The sequence below is a fragment of the Arthrobacter sp. CAN_A1 genome (genome assembly GCF_015751665.1).
Classification (GTDB): Bacteria; Actinomycetota; Actinomycetes; order Actinomycetales; family Micrococcaceae; genus Arthrobacter_D.
Map to the genome: position 1 here is coordinate 182,603 of NZ_JADOUR010000005.1, position 20,012 is coordinate 202,614.

General features: G+C 64.9%; 15 protein-coding genes. 6 read left to right on the plus strand and 9 right to left on the minus strand.

The window, feature by feature from the left end; all coding sequences use genetic code 11:
- Positions 1-24: 24 nt before the first annotated feature.
- Positions 25-1,281 (plus strand): phospholipase D-like domain-containing protein, encoded by a 1,257-nt coding sequence (locus IWX62_RS08045; protein ID WP_333483284.1) that lies wholly within the window; start codon positions 25-27, stop codon positions 1,279-1,281.
- A gap of 22 nt (positions 1,282-1,303) precedes the next feature.
- Here the strand turns inward: IWX62_RS08045 and IWX62_RS08050 are convergent, their stop codons facing one another.
- Genes IWX62_RS08050 through IWX62_RS08075 form a run of 6 tightly spaced genes read right to left on the minus strand, consistent with a single transcriptional unit; the run spans position 1,304 to position 9,090 of the window.
- Positions 1,304-2,005 carry a GntR family transcriptional regulator gene (locus IWX62_RS08050; protein WP_333483285.1) on the minus strand — a complete coding sequence of 234 codons (702 nt, stop codon included), beginning with the start codon at positions 2,003-2,005 and terminating at the stop codon, positions 1,304-1,306.
- The gene (locus IWX62_RS08055) at positions 1,986-3,671 is read right to left on the minus strand and encodes a dipeptide ABC transporter ATP-binding protein (protein WP_196840838.1); all 1,686 of its coding nucleotides are present in this window, start codon (positions 3,669-3,671) and stop codon (positions 1,986-1,988) included. The genes IWX62_RS08050 and IWX62_RS08055 overlap by 20 nt, the downstream gene beginning before the upstream one ends.
- Positions 3,655-5,463 carry a gamma-glutamyltransferase family protein gene (locus tag IWX62_RS08060; protein WP_196840839.1) on the minus strand — a complete coding sequence of 603 codons (1,809 nt, stop codon included), beginning with the start codon at positions 5,461-5,463 and terminating at the stop codon, positions 3,655-3,657. Before IWX62_RS08060 ends, IWX62_RS08055 begins: the two co-directional genes overlap by 17 nt.
- A gap of 5 nt (positions 5,464-5,468) precedes the next feature.
- Positions 5,469-6,410 carry an ABC transporter permease gene (locus IWX62_RS08065; protein WP_196840840.1) on the minus strand — a complete coding sequence of 314 codons (942 nt, stop codon included), beginning with the start codon at positions 6,408-6,410 and terminating at the stop codon, positions 5,469-5,471.
- The gene (locus IWX62_RS08070; RefSeq protein WP_196840841.1) at positions 6,410-7,363 is read right to left on the minus strand and encodes an ABC transporter permease; all 954 of its coding nucleotides are present in this window, start codon (positions 7,361-7,363) and stop codon (positions 6,410-6,412) included. Before IWX62_RS08070 ends, IWX62_RS08065 begins: the two co-directional genes overlap by 1 nt.
- Positions 7,360-9,090 carry an ABC transporter substrate-binding protein gene (locus IWX62_RS08075; protein WP_196840842.1) on the minus strand — a complete coding sequence of 577 codons (1,731 nt, stop codon included), beginning with the start codon at positions 9,088-9,090 and terminating at the stop codon, positions 7,360-7,362. Before IWX62_RS08075 ends, IWX62_RS08070 begins: the two co-directional genes overlap by 4 nt.
- Positions 9,091-9,258: 168 nt before the next feature.
- Here IWX62_RS08075 and IWX62_RS08080 point away from each other — a divergent pair, with 168 nt between their 5' ends.
- The 5 genes from IWX62_RS08080 to IWX62_RS08100 all read left to right on the plus strand — a co-directional run bounded on the left by IWX62_RS08080 (position 9,259) and on the right by IWX62_RS08100 (position 15,054).
- On the plus strand, positions 9,259-9,984 hold the full coding sequence (locus IWX62_RS08080) for a YoaK family protein (RefSeq protein WP_196840843.1): 726 nt from the start codon (positions 9,259-9,261) through the stop codon (positions 9,982-9,984).
- A gap of 151 nt (positions 9,985-10,135) precedes the next feature.
- Entirely contained in the window at positions 10,136-11,191 is a 1,056-nt protein-coding gene (locus IWX62_RS08085) for an extracellular solute-binding protein (protein ID WP_196840844.1), read from the plus strand.
- The gene (locus IWX62_RS08090; RefSeq protein ID WP_196840845.1) at positions 11,191-12,204 is read left to right on the plus strand and encodes an ABC transporter ATP-binding protein; all 1,014 of its coding nucleotides are present in this window, start codon (positions 11,191-11,193) and stop codon (positions 12,202-12,204) included. Before IWX62_RS08085 ends, IWX62_RS08090 begins: the two co-directional genes overlap by 1 nt.
- Positions 12,205-12,212: 8 nt before the next feature.
- Positions 12,213-14,021 (plus strand): ABC transporter permease, encoded by a 1,809-nt coding sequence (locus IWX62_RS08095; protein ID WP_196840846.1) that lies wholly within the window; start codon positions 12,213-12,215, stop codon positions 14,019-14,021.
- A 157-nt stretch (positions 14,022-14,178) separates the two neighbouring features.
- A complete protein-coding gene (locus tag IWX62_RS08100) occupies positions 14,179-15,054 on the plus strand; it encodes an SDR family oxidoreductase (protein WP_333483286.1) in 876 nt (291 codons plus the stop codon).
- 4 nt (positions 15,055-15,058) lie between these two features.
- Here the strand turns inward: IWX62_RS08100 and IWX62_RS08105 are convergent, their stop codons facing one another.
- The 3 genes from IWX62_RS08105 to IWX62_RS08115 form a co-directional block, all read right to left on the minus strand.
- Positions 15,059-16,588, minus strand: a complete 1,530-nt coding sequence (locus tag IWX62_RS08105) for an MDR family MFS transporter (protein ID WP_196840847.1) — start codon at positions 16,586-16,588, stop codon at positions 15,059-15,061.
- A gap of 98 nt (positions 16,589-16,686) precedes the next feature.
- Positions 16,687-17,757, minus strand: a complete 1,071-nt coding sequence (locus IWX62_RS08110) for a D-2-hydroxyacid dehydrogenase (RefSeq protein WP_333483287.1) — start codon at positions 17,755-17,757, stop codon at positions 16,687-16,689.
- Positions 17,758-17,815: 58 nt separating this feature from the next.
- The gene (locus IWX62_RS08115) at positions 17,816-19,861 is read right to left on the minus strand and encodes a putative bifunctional diguanylate cyclase/phosphodiesterase (protein ID WP_196840848.1); all 2,046 of its coding nucleotides are present in this window, start codon (positions 19,859-19,861) and stop codon (positions 17,816-17,818) included.
- Positions 19,862-20,012: the final 151 nt, after the last annotated feature.

Below are 20,012 nucleotides of genomic sequence, written 5' to 3' on the forward strand. Positions count from 1 at the left end.
CGTCGGTCGGATAGGCTCTTGGTTATGCGTCTACACCACCCGAAGCACCTCTTTGGCTTCGCCCGGACAGTTGTTGGAAGAGCGGCGCTGGCGCTCGCGGGGTTGCAGGCGGCAGTCGCTGCGACACTGGTGATCATTGACGCAGTGCAGAAAAGGATCAGAACAAAGCGCGAAGGGTTCCCCAAACCCGGCATCTTCGAGGGCCATGTGGCCGGCTCGACCACCACCGTCTACACCTACGGTGAGGACCTCTACGAGGCGATGCTCGAGGCGATCCGGTCCGCCCAGCACCAGATCCTGATGGAGACGTACATCTGGAAGGGCGACGACGTCGGACACACCTTCCGGGACGCGCTCAACGAGGCGGCCGCGCGGGGTGTGAAGGTGTACGTGATCTATGACGGGTTCGCGAACCTGGTGGTCCGGCCGTCGTTCTACTCGTTCCACCCCGACGTCCGGGTCTTCAGGTTTCCGGTGCTGCGCCCGTCGGTGCTGTTCACCAATATCCGGGGCACCGGTTTCGATCACCGCAAACTGTTGGTGGTGGATGAAGCCGTCGGGTTTGTGGGCGGCTACAACATCGGCACCCTGTACGCCACGAAGTGGCGGGACACGCATCTGCGGATCGCTGGGCCGTCGGTCTGGGAATTGCGCGAAGCGTTTGTCAGCGTCTGGAATCTGTCTGCGGCGAAGTCACGGCCGCCCCTGAACGACATTAGCGCCGACTTCTGGGAGCCACGGCTGCGTGCGGTCAACAACATCCCGGCCAACCTGGTGTTCCCCATCCGCGGCGTCTACCTCGATGCGATCAACCGCGCCAAGGACCACATCTACATCACCACCGCCTACTTCATCCCCGACCAGCAGATCCTCAACGCCCTCCTCAGGGCCAGCAAACGCGGAGTCGACGTCCGGGTGATCCTTCCCGAGGAATCCAACCACGTGCTCTCCGACTGGCTGTCCCGCGGATTCTATACGTCGATGCTGGAGAACGGGATCCAGGTACTGCTCTACCAAAACGCGATGATTCACGCGAAGACCGCCACCGTGGATGGCCAATGGTCAACGGTGGGAACCGCCAACATTGACCGGCTGAGCCTGACCGGCAACTACGAGATCAACATCGAAATCTTTGACGAGGACCTGGCCCGGAGCATGGAGCAGATCTTTGCGATCGACAGCGGCAACAGCCGTATCCTCACCATCCAGGAATGGGAACGCCGGCACATCGTCGCCCGGGTCAGCGAAGCGATCCTGGCCCCGCTCCGGCCGCTCCTCTAGCCCCGTCCCGCGGACAGCCTGGTCAGGGGGTGGCGAACCGGTCCAGGTAGCCCACGCGGGACTGGTGGACGTGACCGGCCATCAGCCGCTCGGCCTCGGCCGGGTTGCCGGCGTCGATCGCGGCCATGATCGAGCGGTGCTCACTCCAGGACTGCTTGCCCCGATTGTCGACGTCGGTCGCGTAGAGCCACTCGATCTTGCCGGAGATCTGGCGCAACAGGGCCGTCAGCGAGGCGCTGCCGCTGAGGTCGGCGATCCCCAGATGGAACCGGATATTCAGTTCCGGCAGTGATTGGAGGTTCCCCTCCGCGACGGCCTTGTCGCCGACGTCGAGCAGGTCAGCAAGCGATCGCCGCGCCTTCCACCACTCGGCGCTGGGCTCCCCTGCGCTGAACTGCGCGGCCGCCCGCCGCGCAGCACGCCGCGCGGTGGCCGCCTCAAGCGCTTCACGCACGGAGAAGAGATCGTCGGCGTCATCCACCGGAATCTCCGACACCGTCGACCCGGCGTAGGGTTTGGACTCGACGAAACCCTCAGCCTCCAGCGCACGCAGCGCCTCCCGCACCGGGATGCGGGACACCCCGTATTTGGCGGCGAGCACAGCCTCGGTCACGCGCGTGCCAGGCTGCAGGGAACCGAAAATGATGTCATGCCGGATTTCGTCCTGCACCCGCTGTTTGGGGGCAGGATCAACCGGTGTCGGATCAGGCGGCAAAGGCAGCACCGGGTATCGCTCCCAGCAGTTCGCGGGTGTACCCGGACTCGGGCCGGTTGTAGACCTGATCCACCGTTCCCGCTTCCATCACCTCGCCTGCTTTCATGACCACCACATTATCGGCAATCTGGCGGACGACGGCGAGGTCGTGGCTGATGAACAGGTAGGTCAGCCCCAGCCGGTCCTGCAGATCGGCCAGCAACCGCAGGATCTGGTCCTGCACCAGCACGTCCAGCGCGGACACCGCCTCGTCGAGGATGAGCATCTCCGGCTCCAGGGCCAGCGCGCGGGCGATGGCCACCCGTTGACGCTGCCCGCCGGACAGCTCGTTGGGCCGGCGCTGCGCCACCGAATGCGGCAGGCCCACCTGGTCGAGCAGGTCGGCAACCTTCCGGCGGCGCTCGTCCTTGTCCCCCACCTTGAAGATCCGCAGGGGTTCGTCGATCAGCCGTTCAATGCTGAACGTGGGGTCAAGCGATCCGTACGGGTCCTGGAAGACCGGCTGCACCATCCGCCGCAGCGCCCGGCGCTCCTGGCCGCGGCTGGCAGTGATGGTCTTGCCGTCGATCAGCGCGTTCCCGGACGTGGCGGTCTCCAGCCCGAGGATGATCCGGGCCACGGTGGTCTTGCCCGACCCGGATTCGCCGACCACCGCCGTCGTCGTCCCCCGTTGCACGCTGAAGGAGACATCCTTGACGGCCTGCACCAGACCGCCGCGCTGGCCGCGCAGCTTGAACTCCTTGAACAGGTCGCGGATCACCAGGATCGGCTCGGGACCGGCGATCGACGACATGCCGCCACCGGCGGGTTCCCGGCCCAGCACCGCCACCACGGACGGCGCCGCGGCAACGAGGGCCCTGGTGTAGTCCTCCTGCGGGTTGAGAAGGATTTCGCGGGGCGTGCCTACCTCGACAATGCGCCCCTCGGACATCACGATGATCCGGTCGGTGCGGTCGGCGGCCAATCCCAGGTCGTGGGTGATGAACAGCAGCGAGGTGCCACGGGCGTCCACCAGGTTCTGGAGGTGGTTCAGGATCTGCCGCTGCACTGTCACGTCAAGGGCCGACGTCGGCTCATCGGCGATCAGCAGCTCCGGCTCCCCCGCCAACGAAATGGCGATCAGGACCCGCTGGCGCATGCCGCCAGAGAATTCGTGCGGGTACTGCCCGTACCGGCGTTCGGCGTCGGGAATCCCCGCCTCGGCCATCAGCGCGACGGCGCGCGCCTTGGTCTGGGCCCGGTCCAGCCGTTCGCTGCCTGGTGCCCGGTTGGACATCAGCGCGTCGGCGATCTGGGCGCCGACCTTCATCGACGGGTTCAGGTTGGACATCGGATCCTGTGGGACGAGTCCCAGCCGGGAGCCACGGATGGTGCGCATCTGCGCCTCGGAGGCGTCGGCGAGTTCAACCGTGTCGCCGGCGGTGCCCAGGCAGATTGACCCGCCGGAGACGTAGCCGCTGCCGGGCAGCAGCTGCAGGATGGCGCCGATGGTCGTCGACTTGCCGGAGCCTGACTGCCCCACGATGGCTACCCGCTCACCCTTCCGCAACTCGAAGCTGACGTTGTGCAGCACCGGGGTGTCACCAAACGTCACCTCAAGGTTTTCGACCTTCAGCAGGACCTCTCGTGATCCTGTGTCTGATCGAACTCCGTTCAGTTCATCGCCCTGCTGCATAGCCCTGTGCTCCTCTCGGGTTGGCGGCGGCCTTCAGCACGCCGGTTGCGGGGTCGCTGACCACTGAGGAAATGCGGCCGAGCGCCCAGTCACCCGCCCGGGTGACCACGTGGCCGCGATCCTCCAGATCGGTAATGACGTCCTCACCCAGACGGTCCTCCACTACGGCTCCGCCGGGCTCCCAGGTCCGCGGGAAGAAGGAGCCGGGGATCGACGTCGTGTGGAGGGACGGCGCGTCGATCGCCTGCTGCGGCGAGTAGCCGCCGACAATCGTCCGCAGAATGTACAGCAGCTGCCACTGGTCCTGCTGGTCGCCGCCGGGCGATCCCAACGCCACCACTGGCACCCCATCCTTGAGGATCAGGGTGGGGGTCAGCGTGGTGCGCGGGCGCTTGCCCGGGCGGAGGGTCGACGGCGCGCCGTCCTCCAGCCAGGTCATCTGCAACCGTGACCCCAGGCAGAACCCGAGCTCCGGGATGGTGGGCGAGGATTGCAGCCAGCCACCGGACGGAGTGGCAGAGACCATGTTCCCCCACTGGTCGACGACGTCGATGTGGCAGGTATCGCCGCGGGTTTCACCACTGCGCGATACCGTGGGCTCCCCGACGCCGGCCATCGCGCCGATCCCGGCGAGCGCCGGCGGGAGGTACTCGGTACGGAGCGGCGGGGTGAACGGTTCCCGGCCCGGTACGGTGCCGGGGCGGAACTCGGTGGACGCCCTGTCGGTGATCAGTGCGCGGCGTTCGGCCGCGTAGCCCTCGGACAGCAGGTAATCGAGGGGGACGTCGGCGTCTCCGTAGTACGCTTCCCGGTCGGCGATCGCGAGTTTCTGCGCCTCGAGGATGGTGTGGGCGCCGAGCGCCGTGGACGGGTCGAGGTGCTCGTCGTCGTACCCGGCCAAAATGGCGAGGGTCTGCAGCAGGGCCGGTCCCTGCCCCCAGGCTCCGGTCTTGGCGATGGTGTGACCGCGGAACTCGAAAGTGGTGGCGGGTTCATACCCGGCCTGGCAGCCGGCGAAGTCCTCGAGACTCATCACCCCGGCATGATCGGTGCCGGACGAGTGGCGGTGCGGCTGGGCGGTGAAGGCGACGGCGGCCTGCGCCACGAATCCCTCGCTCCACTCACGCCGGGCGGCGTCGATGCGCTCCTCTCGGGTGGCATCGGGAGCACCGGCCGCGACCAGGCGGTCCAGCACGACGGCGTAGGCCTCGTTCCTGATCATGTCACCGGCCGCGGGAGCCTTGCCCTCAGGCAGCCAGAGCGCCGCCGACGTCGGCCAATGGTCGTTGAACAGGTCGGCGACGGCGGAGATGGTCGCGCCGACGCGTCCCACAATCGGGTGCCCGTTGCGGGCGTAGCCGATGGCGAAGTCCAGGACGTCGCCGAGCTCCCAGGTGCCGTGGTCGCGCAGCAGCAGGAACCAGGCGTCGACGGCGGCGGGCACCGCGGCGGCGAGCGCACCCGAACCTGGCACCAGCTCCAGCCCTTCGGCAAGGTAGTGCTCCCGGGTAGCAGCGGCCGGTGCGGGGCCCTGCCCCATCAGGACGATGGGCTCGGACGGGTTCGCCGCCGTCGCAAACACGCCGGTCATATCGCCGCCCGGACCGTTGAGGTGGGGTTCCACCACGTGGAGCACGAACGCGCTGGCAACGGCGGCGTCGAACGCGTTCCCGCCGCGTTCAAGGACTGCCTGCGCCGACGCGGTGGCCAGCCAGTGGGTGGAGGCGGTCATCCCGAAGGTGCCCTCAAGGGTGGGCCGGGTAGTGAAGGAAGCGGGTGCTGTGTAAGTCATCAACGTCACTTTCGGTTCTTTTTACGTGTTCGGGAGCGGGAACTTGAGGTACTGGTGGGATCGAGTGCGTCGCGCAGGGCGTCCCCGAACAGGTTGAAGGCCAGGCAGATCACGGCAATCGCAACGCCCGGGAAGATGGCGGCAGTCGGAGACCTGAAAATGTACTGCTGCGCATCCGAGAGCATGATACCCAGGCTAGGGGTGGGCGGCTGGATCCCGAGACCAAGGAAGGACAGCAGCGCCTCGCCGATCACCGCGACCGGCATGATCACCGTGGCCTGCACAATGATCGCCGACGCCGCGTTGGGCAACACATGCTGCGCCATGATCCGCAGCCCCGACGCGTCCATGGTGCGGGCGCCGAGCACGAAGTCGCTCTCCTTGATCCGCAGCGTTTCACCGCGGACCACCCGGATCATGGTCGGAATCTGCGCGATCCCCAGGGCAATGGCAGCGTTGGACAGGCTGGGCCCGCTGATCGCCGCCAGTCCGACGGCGATGATCAGGAACGGGAAGGCCAGGGTGACGTCGGTGAGGCGGGAGATGACGGCGTCGAACCCTTTCCAGTAGCCGGCCAGCAGCCCCAGTGGCGTCCCGACGACGACGGCGAGCAGCACGGACAGTGCGCCCACCTGGAGGGAGGCCTGCATGCCGAAGAGCATCCGCGAGAAGATGTCCCGGCCCAGGTCATCGGTACCCAGTAGGTAGCCCACGGTGAGGGGATCCTGGAAGGGTGCGTCGAAGTGGACCTCGGTGGGATCGTAGGGTGCGATCAGCGGCGCCAACACCGCTGCGAGCACCACCAGGGCGAGCATGATGCCGCCGGCAATGCCCAGCGGGTTCCGGCGCAGGGAGCGCCAGATCCGGCCGCGGGCCGAGCCGAGGCCGGCACCCTCAGGCCCGATGGCCGGGCCGGTCCCCGTGGGGGCGATTTCAGTAGCGGCCATTAGTTGGCTCCTCCGACTCGGATTTTCGGGTTGACGACTGAGTACAGGATGTCCACGGCCAGGTTGATCACGATGTAGGACATGGTGATGATCAGCACCACGGCCTGGATGACCGGGTAGTCACGGGTGAACACGGCGTCGAGCGTCAGTTTCCCGAAGCCGGGCAGTGCGAAGATCCGCTCGGTTACCACGGCGCCGGAAATCAGCCCGCCGAGCTGCAGCCCCACAATGGTGACCACCACTATCAGCGAGTTCCGCAGCCCGTACCGCATCAGCACCCGGCCCCGGCCCAGGCCCTTGGCCCGGGCGGTCCGCACATAGTCGGTGCTCATGGTTTCGATCATCGACGCGCGGGTCTGCCGCATGATCACGGCGGCCAGCCCGGTCCCCAGAATGACGGCCGGGAGGGTCAGGTAGTACAGGCCGCGCAACGGGTCGGTTGCCACGTCCACATATCCCGACGCCGGGAACCAGCCGAGCGTTACGGACAGGTACAGGATCGCGAGGATGCCGAGCCAGAAGTTCGGCACCGACAGGCCGACGAGCGCAAACCCGTTGGCGAACCATTCGGGCCAACGCCCGCGGAACCGTTCGGCGATGACGCCGAACAGGATCCCGACGACGACGGCCACCACGATCGCGTAGGCGGACAACCACAGGGTGACAGGCAGGGTGGTGGCGATCAGTTCGGTGACCGGGGTCCCGGTACGGGTTGATTCTCCGAAGTCGCCGCGCATGATGTTGCCGATGAAGGTGAAGTACTGGCTGGTCAGTGAGTCGTTGAGCCCCAGTTGTTCACGGATCGCCTCCACCTGCTCAGGCGAGGCTTCCTCTCCAGCCATGGCCAGGGCTGGGTCGCCCGGCAGCTGGCGGACGCCGATGAAAACCACCAGCGACGCCAGGAGCAGGGTCAGGGCCGACTGCCAGAGCCGGGATGCCACATAGCGGATCATGGCTGGGCCCCTTCCGCTTCAGCCGAGGCAGCCTCTGCCGGTTCATCGATGAAGGCCACGTTGCTGAGGTGCACCACGCCGTCGGCGAAGGTTTCCACCCCCGCGATATCGGTGGAGTAGGCGGTGAGGCTGCGCACCCGGTAGAGGTAGATGAGCGGGTTGTCTTCCTGGACCTTCTCGATCACCTGGCCGTACAGGTCGGCGCGTTCGCCTTCGTCGATGGTCTGGGCCGCCTCCCGGAGGAGGGTGTCGACGTCGTCCTCGCTGTAACCGGAGTAGTTGTTACCCCCGCCGGTGGAGAGGAAGTTGAACATGTTGCCGTGCGGGTCTACCCGGCCCGACCAGCCGAGCTGCAGCATCTCGAAGTCCCCGCGCGACTGGACGTCCAGCAGGGTGGAGTACTCCACCGGAACGATGGTCAGGCTGAACGCGCCCTCCTCGGACACCGCGGCCTGCAGGGCCTGGGCGAAGCGCAGCGTGTCGGGGGCGTTGGAAACCTGCATCTCGATCTCGTACGGCATTTCGATGCCTGCCTCGTCGAGCAGGGCGACAGCGCCTTCAGGGTCGAACGGCGGGCAGTCCTCGCTGAGCTCGGAGGTGAACGGGCTTTCCGGCGAGACCGGCGAGCAGGCCGGCTGGTACCAGCTGTTGAAGACCGTGTTGACGAGTGCCTCACGGTCAATCGTCATGGACAGCGCCATCCGCACGGCTGCCTCCTGGGCAAGGGGCGTGTCGATGGTGCCCACCGGTTCGCCGACGCCGTCGGTGTTGCCGAGGTTGATGGTGAGGCCCTGGTAGCCAAGCGAGCCGACCTGCAGCACGCCGATCCCCTCCTCCTGAGTCAGGGCGTCAATGTCCTGGGGTGAAATAGTGTCGGCCACGTGGACGTCACCGGAGCGCAGGTTCGCGGCGCGGATGTTCGCGTCGGTGATGATCCGGTAGGTGATGCTGTCCAGGTGGACGTTCTCGGCGTCGTAATAGAGCGGGTCCCGCTCGACGGAGATCGACGTCTGGGGAACCCGGTCGACAAACTTGAACGGGCCCACGCACACCGGGCTGTCGCCGAAGTTTTCGCCCGCCGTGTCGAGTGCCTGCGGCGAGAGCATCATGCCCGCGCGGTCGGCCAGTGCGGCGGTCAGCGGGGCGAACGGGGTCTCATAGGTGATCTCGACCGTGTACTCGTCGGTCGCCTCGATGCCCGTGATGGGCCCGAGCTCGCTGGCCCGGGATGAGCCCTCCAGGTTCAGGTGGCGGTCAATGGTTTTGCGGACCGCTTCGGCGTTGAACTCGGTGCCGTCGGCGAACACTGCGTCTTCCCGCACGGGAATGGTGACGGTGAGCCCGTCGTCGGAAACCTCGGGCAGCTCGGTGGCGAGCTGCGGGATGAGTTCACCTGCCGCATCGATGTCGTACAGCTTCTGGCACATGGTCTGCATGACGTAACGGGTGTAAAGGGACGACGACGTCGTCGGGTCGAGGCGGTCGGGTTCGGCGGAAAGGGCCATCACCAGGTCTCCCCCCTCGACGATGGTCTTGCCCTCAAGCGAGGCGGTGGTGATCTCTTCGCGTTCGGGCGCCGGTTCGAGGGCCTGGAGGGGCTGGCACGCGGTCATCGCGAGGATCATCGCGGCGGCACTCGCAAACACGCCGGCTGTCTTGAGTGAGGACCGGGATCGCGTGTCCGGCGGGACCGGCGGGACCGGCTGCGTACGGGGTGTGGGCGGCATTTCTATCCTTGGTTCAGGAGGCGGGGGCTGCATGTGGCGCAGGTCTCATGTGACCGATTGCATACAACAATAAACAGAACGGTGTATTTTGTATACATGCCGTCCGAAATGTGACGGTTCGTATAACACCAGTCTCTGAACAGCAGCTCGTACACACCGGAGGATCCAATGCAGCGTCAGCCAGTCTCCACCGAGCGACTCCACCTATGGCTGATGCTGGTCCTCACGTTTTCAACCGGCGTGGTGGACGCCGTCGGCTTCCTGGGACTGGATCAAGTTTTCACCGGCAATATGACGGGAAACGTTGTCCTGCTGGGCATGGCCATTGCCGGCGGCAGCGACCTTCCGGTGCTGCGTCCCGCGCTGGCTCTACTCTTCTTCATGGTGGGTGCAGTCATTGGCGGGCGCGTGCTGCGCAAGGCCCCCGAGGGGTGGAGCGGACGCACCTCGTTAACGTTTTTGGGGGTGGCAGTGCTCATCGGCGGCCTGGCGGTGTTCACCGCGCTGATCGATGTCACGGGCGACCATCTGCTGGGCAGCATCACCACCAGCACACTGGCCCTTGCCATGGGCATACAGGCTGCCACGGCGAAGCGTCTCAAGGTCGCTGAGATCACCACAGTGGTGGTGACGTCCACCATTACCGGGCTCGCCTCGGACTCCCGTCTCGCCGGCGGAAAGAGCCAGTTCTGGATGCGCCGCGCGCTCGCCATCGCGCTGATTCTGCTCGGCGCCCTCGTCGGGGCAGCGGCACTTCATATCGATCTCTGGGTGGGTATTGCACTCTCAGCGGTCCTCACCTCGGTGGTGACACTGATCGGCCAGCTCCGGCACCGGAAGGATAAGCACGCCGACGCCGCCGCCCGGACGGACGAGGTTGCAGCCTTGGCCTAAAGGTGGTGAGCCGTTCACCGCTAGTTCACTGACGCGCTGTATTCCCTCCACCGGACTGGACGAGCATGGGCAAGCGGGCACGGATTCGTGCCCTGCTATTGGCTCAGCCCTCCACGATTCGTCGTCCGGGGGTGAGAAGGGAAAAGACGACGTGCGTAGAACAATTTCGGTTACGGCCACTCTGGCAGCGGCGCTGCTCCTTGCCGGGTGCGGTGGCGCATCCACCGAGACCAGCAATGAGGATTCGGCTGAGGGCGCCACCCTGGTGGTCTACACCAACTCAAATTCGGATGGCAAAGGTGAATGGCTCGAAGCCGAAGCCGAAGCAGCCGGGTTCAGCCTGGAGATTGTGGGCGCCGGCGGCGCCGATCTGACCAACCGGATCATTGCCGAGGCCGGGAACCCGGTGGCCGACGTCGTCTTCGGCCTGAACAACATGTACTTCGAACAGATCAAGGCGGAGGGGATCCTCAAGGCCTACACTCCCGCCTGGTCGGGCGAAGTGGACCCGGAGCTCGGCGACGGCGAAGCCTTCTGGCCGTTGGTGCAGCAGGGCATCGTGCTCGCCTACAATTCGGATGCTATCCCTGCGGGCGAGGCGCCGTCGGACTGGACCGATCTTTGGGAGGACGAGCGCTTCCACGACCGCTACGAGTCGGTCAACTCTCTGGAGGGCGCTACCGAGCAGATTGTGATGGCCGGCATTCTGACCCGCTACCAGGACGAGAGCGGTGACCTGGGAATTTCGGACGAGGGCTGGGCTCAGATCCAGGGCTATTTTGAGAACGGCTCCCCTGCCGTCGAGGGCGAAGACCTGTTTGCGCGGATGGTGTCGGACACCGTGGACCTGGGGCAGATGACCATCAGTGGCCTGCCAGCCCGCGAGGCGGAGTACGGCGTTGCCGCCGGCGTGGTGGAGCCGTCGGTCGGCATCCCCTACGCGGTCGAGCAGGTGGCCATGGTCAAGGGTACGAGCAAGCAGGAGGAGACGCAGCGGTTCATCGACTGGTTCGGCAGCGCCGAGGTCCAGGGCGGGTTCGCCCAGGAGTTCTCGACCCTTCCCGCCAATGAGGGCGCCCTCGAGATGGCGGACCCCGCTGTCCTGGAGCAGTATGAGTCTCTTCCTCCACAGGACCTGGACTGGGAGTTCATCCGGGACAACATCTCTCCGTGGGTGGAAAAGATCGAACTGGAATACATGCCCTGATGATCAGGTACGAGAATATTGAGGTCTCGTTCGACGGCTTCGTGGCGGTGCCGAATCTGGACCTTGAGGTCAAGGAAGGTGAGTTCTTCACCCTCCTTGGCCCGTCAGGGTGCGGCAAAACGACGGCGTTGCGCACCCTTGCGGGATTCGTGAATCCCAGTCGGGGCGACGTCTATGTGGACGGCAAGCGCGTCACCCAGCTGTCCAGCGACAAGCGCAGCATCGGCATGGTGTTCCAGAACTATGCCCTGTTCCCCAGCATGAATGTCTGGGAGAACATCGCCTTCGGGCTCAAGGTCCGCAAGGAAAGCAAGGCTGAAACCGAACGCCTTGTCGCGGACATTGCAGCGAAGATGGAACTGACTGACGAGCAGCTGGGCAAGAACATCTCCGAGCTCTCCGGCGGCCAGCAGCAGCGCGTCGCCATTGCCCGCGCGCTGGTGCTGCAACCGAAGATCCTGCTGCTGGATGAGCCCCTGTCCAATCTCGATGCGAAGCTGCGTGTGCAGTTGCGCGGCCAGCTGAAGGACCTGCAGAGCCAGTTCGGGATCACCACCGTGTATGTCACCCACGATCAGGATGAAGCCCTCACCATGAGCGACCGGATCGCCGTCTTCAACAAGGGCGTGGTGGAACAGGTGGGACCGCCCGAACAGATTTACGACTCCTCCTCCACAGAGTTCGTCTGCAATTTCATCGGGGACATCAACGTGCTGGACGGAGCGCTGATCCAGCAGTTGAACGCAGTCTCCATGCGGAAACTTGATCCGGCCAAGAGCTCCTACCTCAGGGTGGAGAAGGTGGGCCTGGACCGCACTCAGGTCAGTGCCGCCGCGGTGAAGGTCAACGGCCGGGTAACCGCCCGGAGCTACCACGGCATGCACAGCCGGTACACGGTCGACGTCGGCGGGAACAGCATCAAGACGCTGGTCTCCGAGAACGGTCCCAGTGCGCTCCACCTTGGCGCAACGGTTGACCTGTTCATCAATCCCGACAACGTGCTTCAGTACTGAGGGGACCGATGAAGACGTCGCTGCGGTCCATGATCCGCTCCCCCATGGTCCTGGTGACCTCGGTGGTGCTGACCTGGTTTATTGTCACCTTCCTCGTCGCCCCTAATGTGGGTTTGCTCGCCACCACCTTCTTTCCGAACGGTGAGTTCACCCCCCGGTCAGTCGACAAGCTGCTGAGCTCCGACCGCGCCATGAAGTCGCTGGGCAACAGTTTTATTCTCGCGATCGTCCTGGCCGTCACCGTCAACATTGTCGGCATTTTCATTGTGCTGGTCACCCAGTACTTCGACATTCTGGGCTCGCGGATCCTCTGGCTGGGCTACGCCACCACCCTGATCTACGGCGGCATTGTCCTGGTGGCTGGCTACAAGTTCATTTACGGGCAGAACGGGTTCATCACCAATCTGCTCCTTAACTACTTCCCTGGAATGAACGCCGAGTGGTTCACCGGGTTCCTGGCCGTGGTCTTCGTGATGACCTTCGCCAGCACGTCCTATCACATGCTGTTCCTCACCTCGGCGCTGAACAAGGTGGACTTCCAGACCATCGAGGCGGCCAAAAGCATGGGTGCCTCGACGCTGACCGTCCTGTGGCGGATTGTCCTACCGGTGCTGCGTCCCATCCTGTTCGCGATCACCATCCTGGTGTTCCTCGGCGGCCTGACCGCGCTGACGGCCCCGCAGGTGCTGGGCGGTCCCGACTTCCAGACCGTCACCCCGCTGATTCTCACCTTCTCCGGCAGCACCACCTCCCGTGACATCGCCGCCCTGCTGGCGCTGATTCTCGGCGTCGCCACGATGATCCTGCTTGCTGTGATGAGCCGGGTGGAACGAGGCGGCACCTACTTCTCGGTGTCCAAGGTTTCCGCGACCATGCAGAAGCAGAAGATCACCAACCCGGTAGCCAGCGTGGTGGTTCACGCCATCGCCTACGTCCTCTTCGTCGTGTACATGCTGCCGATCCTCCTGATCGTGGTGTTCTCCTTCACCGATTCGGCGAGCATCCAGACGGCCACCCTGTCCTGGGACCGGTTCACGCTGGACAACTACATCACCGTCTTCACCACCCAGAGCGCTTTCCAGCCGTTCATCGTGAGCGTCCTGTACAGCGCAGCAGCGGCCGTCGTCGTCGTCGGGGGTCTGCTGTTCGTTGCCCGGATCCTGCAGAAGCACAGGAACGTCGCCACCATGGTGGCCGAGTACCTGCTCCACATCCCGTGGATCCTGCCGTCCACGATGATCGCGTTGGGGCTGATCCTCACGTTTGACCGCCCCAATGCTTTGATTGGTGGGCAGGTGCTGACGGGGACGGTGTGGGTGCTGCTTGTGGCCTACATCATCATCAAGATCCCGTTCACCCTGCGCTTACTGAAGGCAGCGTTCTACTCGGTCAGCGACTCGGTGGAAGACGCGGCCCGGATCCTGGGGGCCAAGTCCCTGTACACCTTCCGGCGTGTGCTGCTGCCCATCGTCCTGCCCACCGCTGCGGCGATCACCGCACTGAATTTCAACAGCCTCCTTGATGACTACGACACCGCAGTGTTCCTCTACTCCCCGCTGTACGAACCGCTGGGCATTGTGATCAAAAACAGCACCGACGGGGATAACATCAGCGACGCCATGGTGCTGACCCTGGTCTACACGGTGCTGCTGATGATCATCATGGGCCTGAGCATGTACGCCGTGTACGGGCGGTCGGTGACGTCGCGGCGGAAGAAACGACGCCCTGGCCCTGTGCTGCCTGAGGTTCCAGTTCAGCCCGCCACCCGGGTGGGTCGGGAGAAGCAGCCCGACGACGGCCGGGTCACCTCCCGCTAGGCCGTGCCGTCCCCTTCAGTCCCACCGATCGCAGCCGATGGCTGGGATTGTCCAGACAGTCCCACCCTCCGGGCCCGGTCACTGGGATTTCAAGCGGCTCCCGCCGCTGTAGGCTCGACTTTTACGGTCTTGTGGCCGGCGCGAGAAGGAGTGCAACGTGGATCAATCGGGTGAACCAAACGCCACTCGGGGTACGGTGCTGATTGCCGGCTGTGGGGACCTGGGCACTGAGGCGGGGTTGAGGTTCGCCGCGGCCGGGCACCGGGTGATCGGGTGGCGCCGCTCGCCGGGCAAGCTGCCGGCGGAGATCGAGGGAGCCGCCGTGGATCTCACCGGCGAGCTACCACAGATTCCGGCCGATACCCGGATCGTGGTCCTGGCCACCGCTGCGGATGGCCGCACCGAGGACGCCTACCGATCGGCCTACCTCACCGCCACGGGGAACGTGCTTGACGCGCTGGACCGGGACGGCGTCGATGCCCAGGTCCTGCTCGTGTCCTCCACCGCCGTGTTTGGGGGCGACGACGGCGGGTGGGTCGACGAATCGACTCCGCTGGCACCCGGGACCGCCACCGCACGAATCCTGGCCAGCACCGAAGAGCTCCTGCGCAGCCGGCGGCCCCATGCCACCATCCTTCGCCTGTCGGGTATCTACGGTCCGGGCCGCACCCGGCTGATCGACCAGCTCACGGCGGGGACCGCCGTCGTACCCCAGGACGTTCAGTGGACCAACCGAATCCATCGCGACGACGCGGCGGCGGCCATCGTGCACCTGACCACGCGCCTGAGCGAACCGGGACCGGTGTACGTGGGCGTCGATAATGAGCCAGTCGACCAGGGTGAGGTACTTGAGTTCCTCGCCGCCCAGCTGGGCCTGCCCACACCACCGGTGGGGCCGTCGTCGTCGTCACGGTCCGGCGGGAAACGACTCAGCAACTCACTGCTGCGGGCCACGGGGTTCGCGTTCACCTACCCGACGTTCCGGGAGGGGTACCTGGCCGTCATCAACGGTGACGGGATCAGGCACCCCTAGCCGCCTAGTGGACGGCTGGCACTCCAGCGCCGTCGAGCGGGGCCTCGGCACCGTCAACAGGCACCTCGTCGGGCTTCCTGATGAAGAAAGCAGCGACGACGGCAAACATGAAGACGATCGCCCCACAGAAGAAGGCGGCCTGGATACCGCCGGCTTCGGCAGCGACTTCGGAGGCGCCGTCGTCGAGCAGTGCGGTCGCCTGAATGGTCATGACCGAGATGAAAAGGGCGGTGCCGGCGGCGCCGGCGAGCTGCTGGACGGTACCGACAATCGCGCTGCCGTGGGAATACAGGGCCGGGCGGACCGAGCCCAGTGCCGAGGTCAGCAGCGGCGTGAACATGAGTGCGAGGCCCACGCTCAGGAAGACGTGAGCCACCATAACCATCAGGAAGGGGGTGGTTTCGCTGAGCATGGTCAGTCCCCAGAAGACCAGGCTGACGATAATCGCGCCGGGCACCACCAGGACCCGCGGGCCGCGCTTGTCAAAGATGCGGCCCACCACCGGGCCGAGCAGACCCATGGTCAGCCCGCCCGGGAAGAGCAGCAGACCGGCCACCACCGGCTCGAGCCCGAGAACGTTCTGCACGTACAGCGGCAGCAGGATGATGGTTCCGAAGAGGGCCATCATGCTCACCGAGATCACCAGGATGGAGATGGTGAAGGTGCGGGACTTGAACGTCCTGAGATCCAGCAAGGCCCGGTCGGCGCGCTGCAGGGTGCGCTGCCTCAGGACAAAGAGGAGCAGGGCCACACCGCCGACGGCGAGGGGCAGCCACTGCGGCACGGCTCCGCCGCCGTTGGCAGCTTCACCGAACTGGCTAAGTCCGTAGATGATCCCGCCGAAGGCCAGGGCGGAGACAATCACCGAGAGGATGTCGATGGGGAGGCGTCGCGGCGTCGTGACGTTCTGGATGCGGGTGGCGCCGAGTGCCAGTGCACCGAGCGCGATGGGCAGGACCAGCCAGAACAGCCAACGCCAGTCCAGCACGCTGAGGATGAGGCCCGAAATGGTGGGGCCGATGGCCGGCGCTACCGAAATGACGATGGCGATGTTGCCCATGGTGCGGCCGCGCGAGGCGGGCGGTACCAGGGTCATGACCGTGGTCATCAGCAGCGGCATCATGATCGCGGTTCCGCTGGCCTGGATGATCCGGCCCACCAGCAGCACCTCGAAGCCGGGCGCGAGCGCCGACACTAGGGTGCCCAGGCTGAACAGGGACATGGCAGCCATGAAAACCGGCCGGGTGTGGAAGCGCTGCAGCAGGAACCCGGTGACGGGGATGACCACTGCCATGGTGAGCATGAAGGCAGTGGTCAGCCATTGTCCGGCGCTGACGGTAATGCCGAGGTCAACGGTCAGGGACTGCAGTGCAACGCTCATGATGGTCTCGTTGAGGATCACCACAAAGGCTGAGACGAGCAGCAGCGAGATGACCAGCTTGTTGCGTTGCTCGTCCGCCGTGTCCTCCTGACGCTCGGCCGTCTGGTTCGCGGCATGCTGGTTCGCGGCGGCGGGCGGGGAACTATGGGGCACGGAGAATCCTTCGAAAAGTGAATAGGCGTGGAATCCTCTTAGCCGCAACGCCCGAAGGAAGAGGATCTATTCCGCCCGGCCCGGATTCGTTCGCTGGGTTAGCCCGACGTCGGCACGTACCCGAGCGCCTTGTCCACCGGGTGGGGTAGCCGGTCGCCGGCATGCCAGGTGAGAAAATGGGTCTCGAACTGGCGGGCCAGATCTTCCAGCCAGGAATCGGCGTCGCTCGCCATGTGCGGCGAGATGAGCACCTGGTCCATCCCCCAGAGCGGGCTGGTGGTGGGGAGGGGTTCGACGGCGAAGGTGTCCAGCACCGCGCCGGCTATCCCACCGTCGGCGAGGACCCGCACCAGCGCCGGTTCATCGACGAGCCGGCCGCGTCCCACATTGATGAGGTAGGACGACGGCGACATCGCGTCGAGCACGTCGGCGCTGACCATTCCGTCGGTCTGCGGGGTCAGGGGCGCCACGAGGACCACCCAGTCATACGCGCCCACCACCGCTGCGAGGTCTGAACTGCAGTGGACAGTACCGAAATCGGAGTCCCCTTTCCGGGCTACCCGGCCGGCGCCGTCGACGTCGGCGCCTGCCGCGGTGAGGAGGCGTGCAGTGCACCGGCCGATGCTCCCCGTTCCCACGATAAGCACCCGGGCACCGGCGATGTTGCGGGTGGTCCGCCGCCCCCAGACCCGGTGGTGCTGCTGGTCGCGGGTCTGGCCGAAGCCCTTGGCCGAGAACAGCATGGCGCCGAGGACGTACTCGGCCATGGGGCGGTCAAACACGCCGTGCGCATTCGTCACAGTGACCGGCGACTCGACCAAGTCAGAGAACAGGAGCTTGTCGACGCCGGCCGCGGCGACGTGGAGCCACTGCAGGGAATCGGCGTGTTTCCAGGCTGGCTCCAGCGCTCCGGAGAAGTAGTCCCAGAGGTAGAGCACATCGGCTCCGCGGAGCGCCGAGGGGAGACCGGCGGCGCCGGTTTCACGGATCTCGGCTAGTGCCGCCACCCGCTCCAGTCCCACCACCGACCGGTCCCCCACCAGCACGGCGACGATTGGTTTGCGGCCAGTGCGCTCGGTGAAGTTCATGGTCAGCATCTTCCCATGCCTCCCACCCTTCGCCCTCCCCTCCCGCCCCTCCGCGCCGAAGAGTGAGATCTGGCGACTCACCGGCGCTCTGAGTCGCCAGACGTCACTTCTCGGCGGGGTAGGTGGGGTGATGAGTGCCCTAGATCGGAGTGAAGACTCCGGGGGTGCCAGCACCTTTCCGCCGGATCTGCTGCACCAACCAGTCTATGAGCAGGCGGCCTGCCGATGGATGGGTTTCATCGGGATCGTGCTGCAAAGCGTGCCAGCGCATCACATCCTCACTGGCGGGACTGTCGTCGAGTAGTCCAGTGAGGGGACAGGCTCCCAGCGGCCGAGGATGAGGTGCGCCCAGCCGGGCGAATTGCCAATGGTAGGCCAACCCACCCAGATAGGTTCGCGGCGCATTCATCTGCGCATCGAAGGTGAAGTCGCGTGCCCAGCCAGCAGCCTCCGCGGCAGGTAGCGGACGGGATAGGTAGAACCCCTGTCCCAGCGGAGCGCCGAGGACGACGGCGGCCTCGGTGATCCCGAGGTCCTCCAGCCCCTCGATGGCGACGTTCATTTCAAAATCACGGCCCATCTGGATGAGGGACGCAATCATGCTCAGTGTCTCCACAGGCTTCCTGCGGATCTCGGTGAGAAGCTCGCGATCCAGTTTGATGGCGTTAAAAGGAAGGACCGACAACCTCTTGAGGCTGCTGTAGCCAGCGCCGAGGTCATCCATCGCGAGTCCAACCCCGAGGCCCACGAGCTGATCCAAGGCATCACGCTGCACCTCCCACTCAAGGGTCTGTGATTCGAGCAATTCCAGGCCTAACCGGTCAGGTGAGATCCCGTGGCGCTGCAAAGCGGTGCGAACCAGTTCCACGCAATCCGGGTTGAGCAGGGTGCTGGGGGGGAGATTCACCGAAATGTTCGCACGCAGACCCTCCCGATCCCACCGTGCCACCCAACCGAGCGCTTGATCGATCATCCCAACAAAGAGCAGGTCAAGCTCGTCTTCGGTCAGATAGGGAAGGAACTCGCCGGGCGAGGCAATCCGTCCGTCGGGCATCCGCAGGCGGGCCAGCGCCTCAAACAGGTGAACCGATCCGTCGCGGAGGTCAATGACGGGCTGCATGTACGACTCGAGCCCACCAGACCGCAGCCGCTCCCGGTAACCGTCAATAGCGCTGCTCTCCAACCGTCCGCCGAGGCCAGCAACGCCCGCCTTCAGATAGTTTAAGTCGGACCCTAATTCGGTCACCGAATCAGTATCAGAGAGCGTCCACCACCGGTCACGGTTAGTCTTCAACTTCTTCGACTGATACAACGCGTCATCGGCGTTCCTCAGCAACGACGCCATATCGCACCCATCGCGAGGATACAGTGCCAGTCCCATGCTCATCCCCACGCTAATGCTTCTCCCCGAGACGATGAACGGCCGTTCAACCACATCGTGAAGCGAATCCAGGATTCCCGCGAGCACCACCGGCGCCGCCGCGCGGTCAATGTCTTTCACCAGGAGAATAAATTCGTCGCCCCCCATCCGGCCCAGAAAATCACCGTCGCGCATGTTGGCTTGCATGCGCACAGCCCATTCCTTGAGCACTTGGTCCCCCGCTTCGTGACCGAAGGCGTTGTTGACTGTCCGGAAATCATCAAGATCGATCATGCCTACGGCTGCCGTAACCTTGGTGTGGTCACCCTTAGCAAAAACGTCCTGGAACCGACCCGTAAGCGCCACCCGGTTCGGCAGCCCTGTCACCGGATCATGCATTGCCTGGAACCGCAGCTGCTCGTGTAAGGCAATCCGAGTGTTGATGTCCCGTTGGACGCTGGCATAATGGACGATCCGACCGCCGGCATCGCGCAGCGGAACCATGCTCAGGTCATTCCAAAATGCCGAACCGTCTTTACGGTAGTTAAGGATTTCCCCGCGGAAAGGCTCCCCTGCGGCCATTGCTGTCCTCATGGCGCGCTTCGTCTCAGGATCAGACCCAGGCCCCTGCAGCAACCGGCAATTTAGCCCCACCACATCCTCAGGGCTGTATCCAGTAATAGTGGTAAAGGTCTGCGAGACGTGGACGATATTCTGGCGGGCATCGGTGATTAGTGTGACCTCGGACGTAGCCGCATGGGCCTGCGCAAACAGCGACTCAGGTAACACCTCCCCCTCGAACCGAGGTTCCCATTTCGTCGCCACTGACCTACTCCTTCGTTGTCTTTGGCACCCACGTTTCACCCCTGCAGCTGCAGGGATACGCTGCCCGACGATGGCCGATCTATCTCCCCAGACCGATACCCCTAAAGGAATGGTAGCGGCAATTATGAGAGGTATGTCACCACCGCTACAT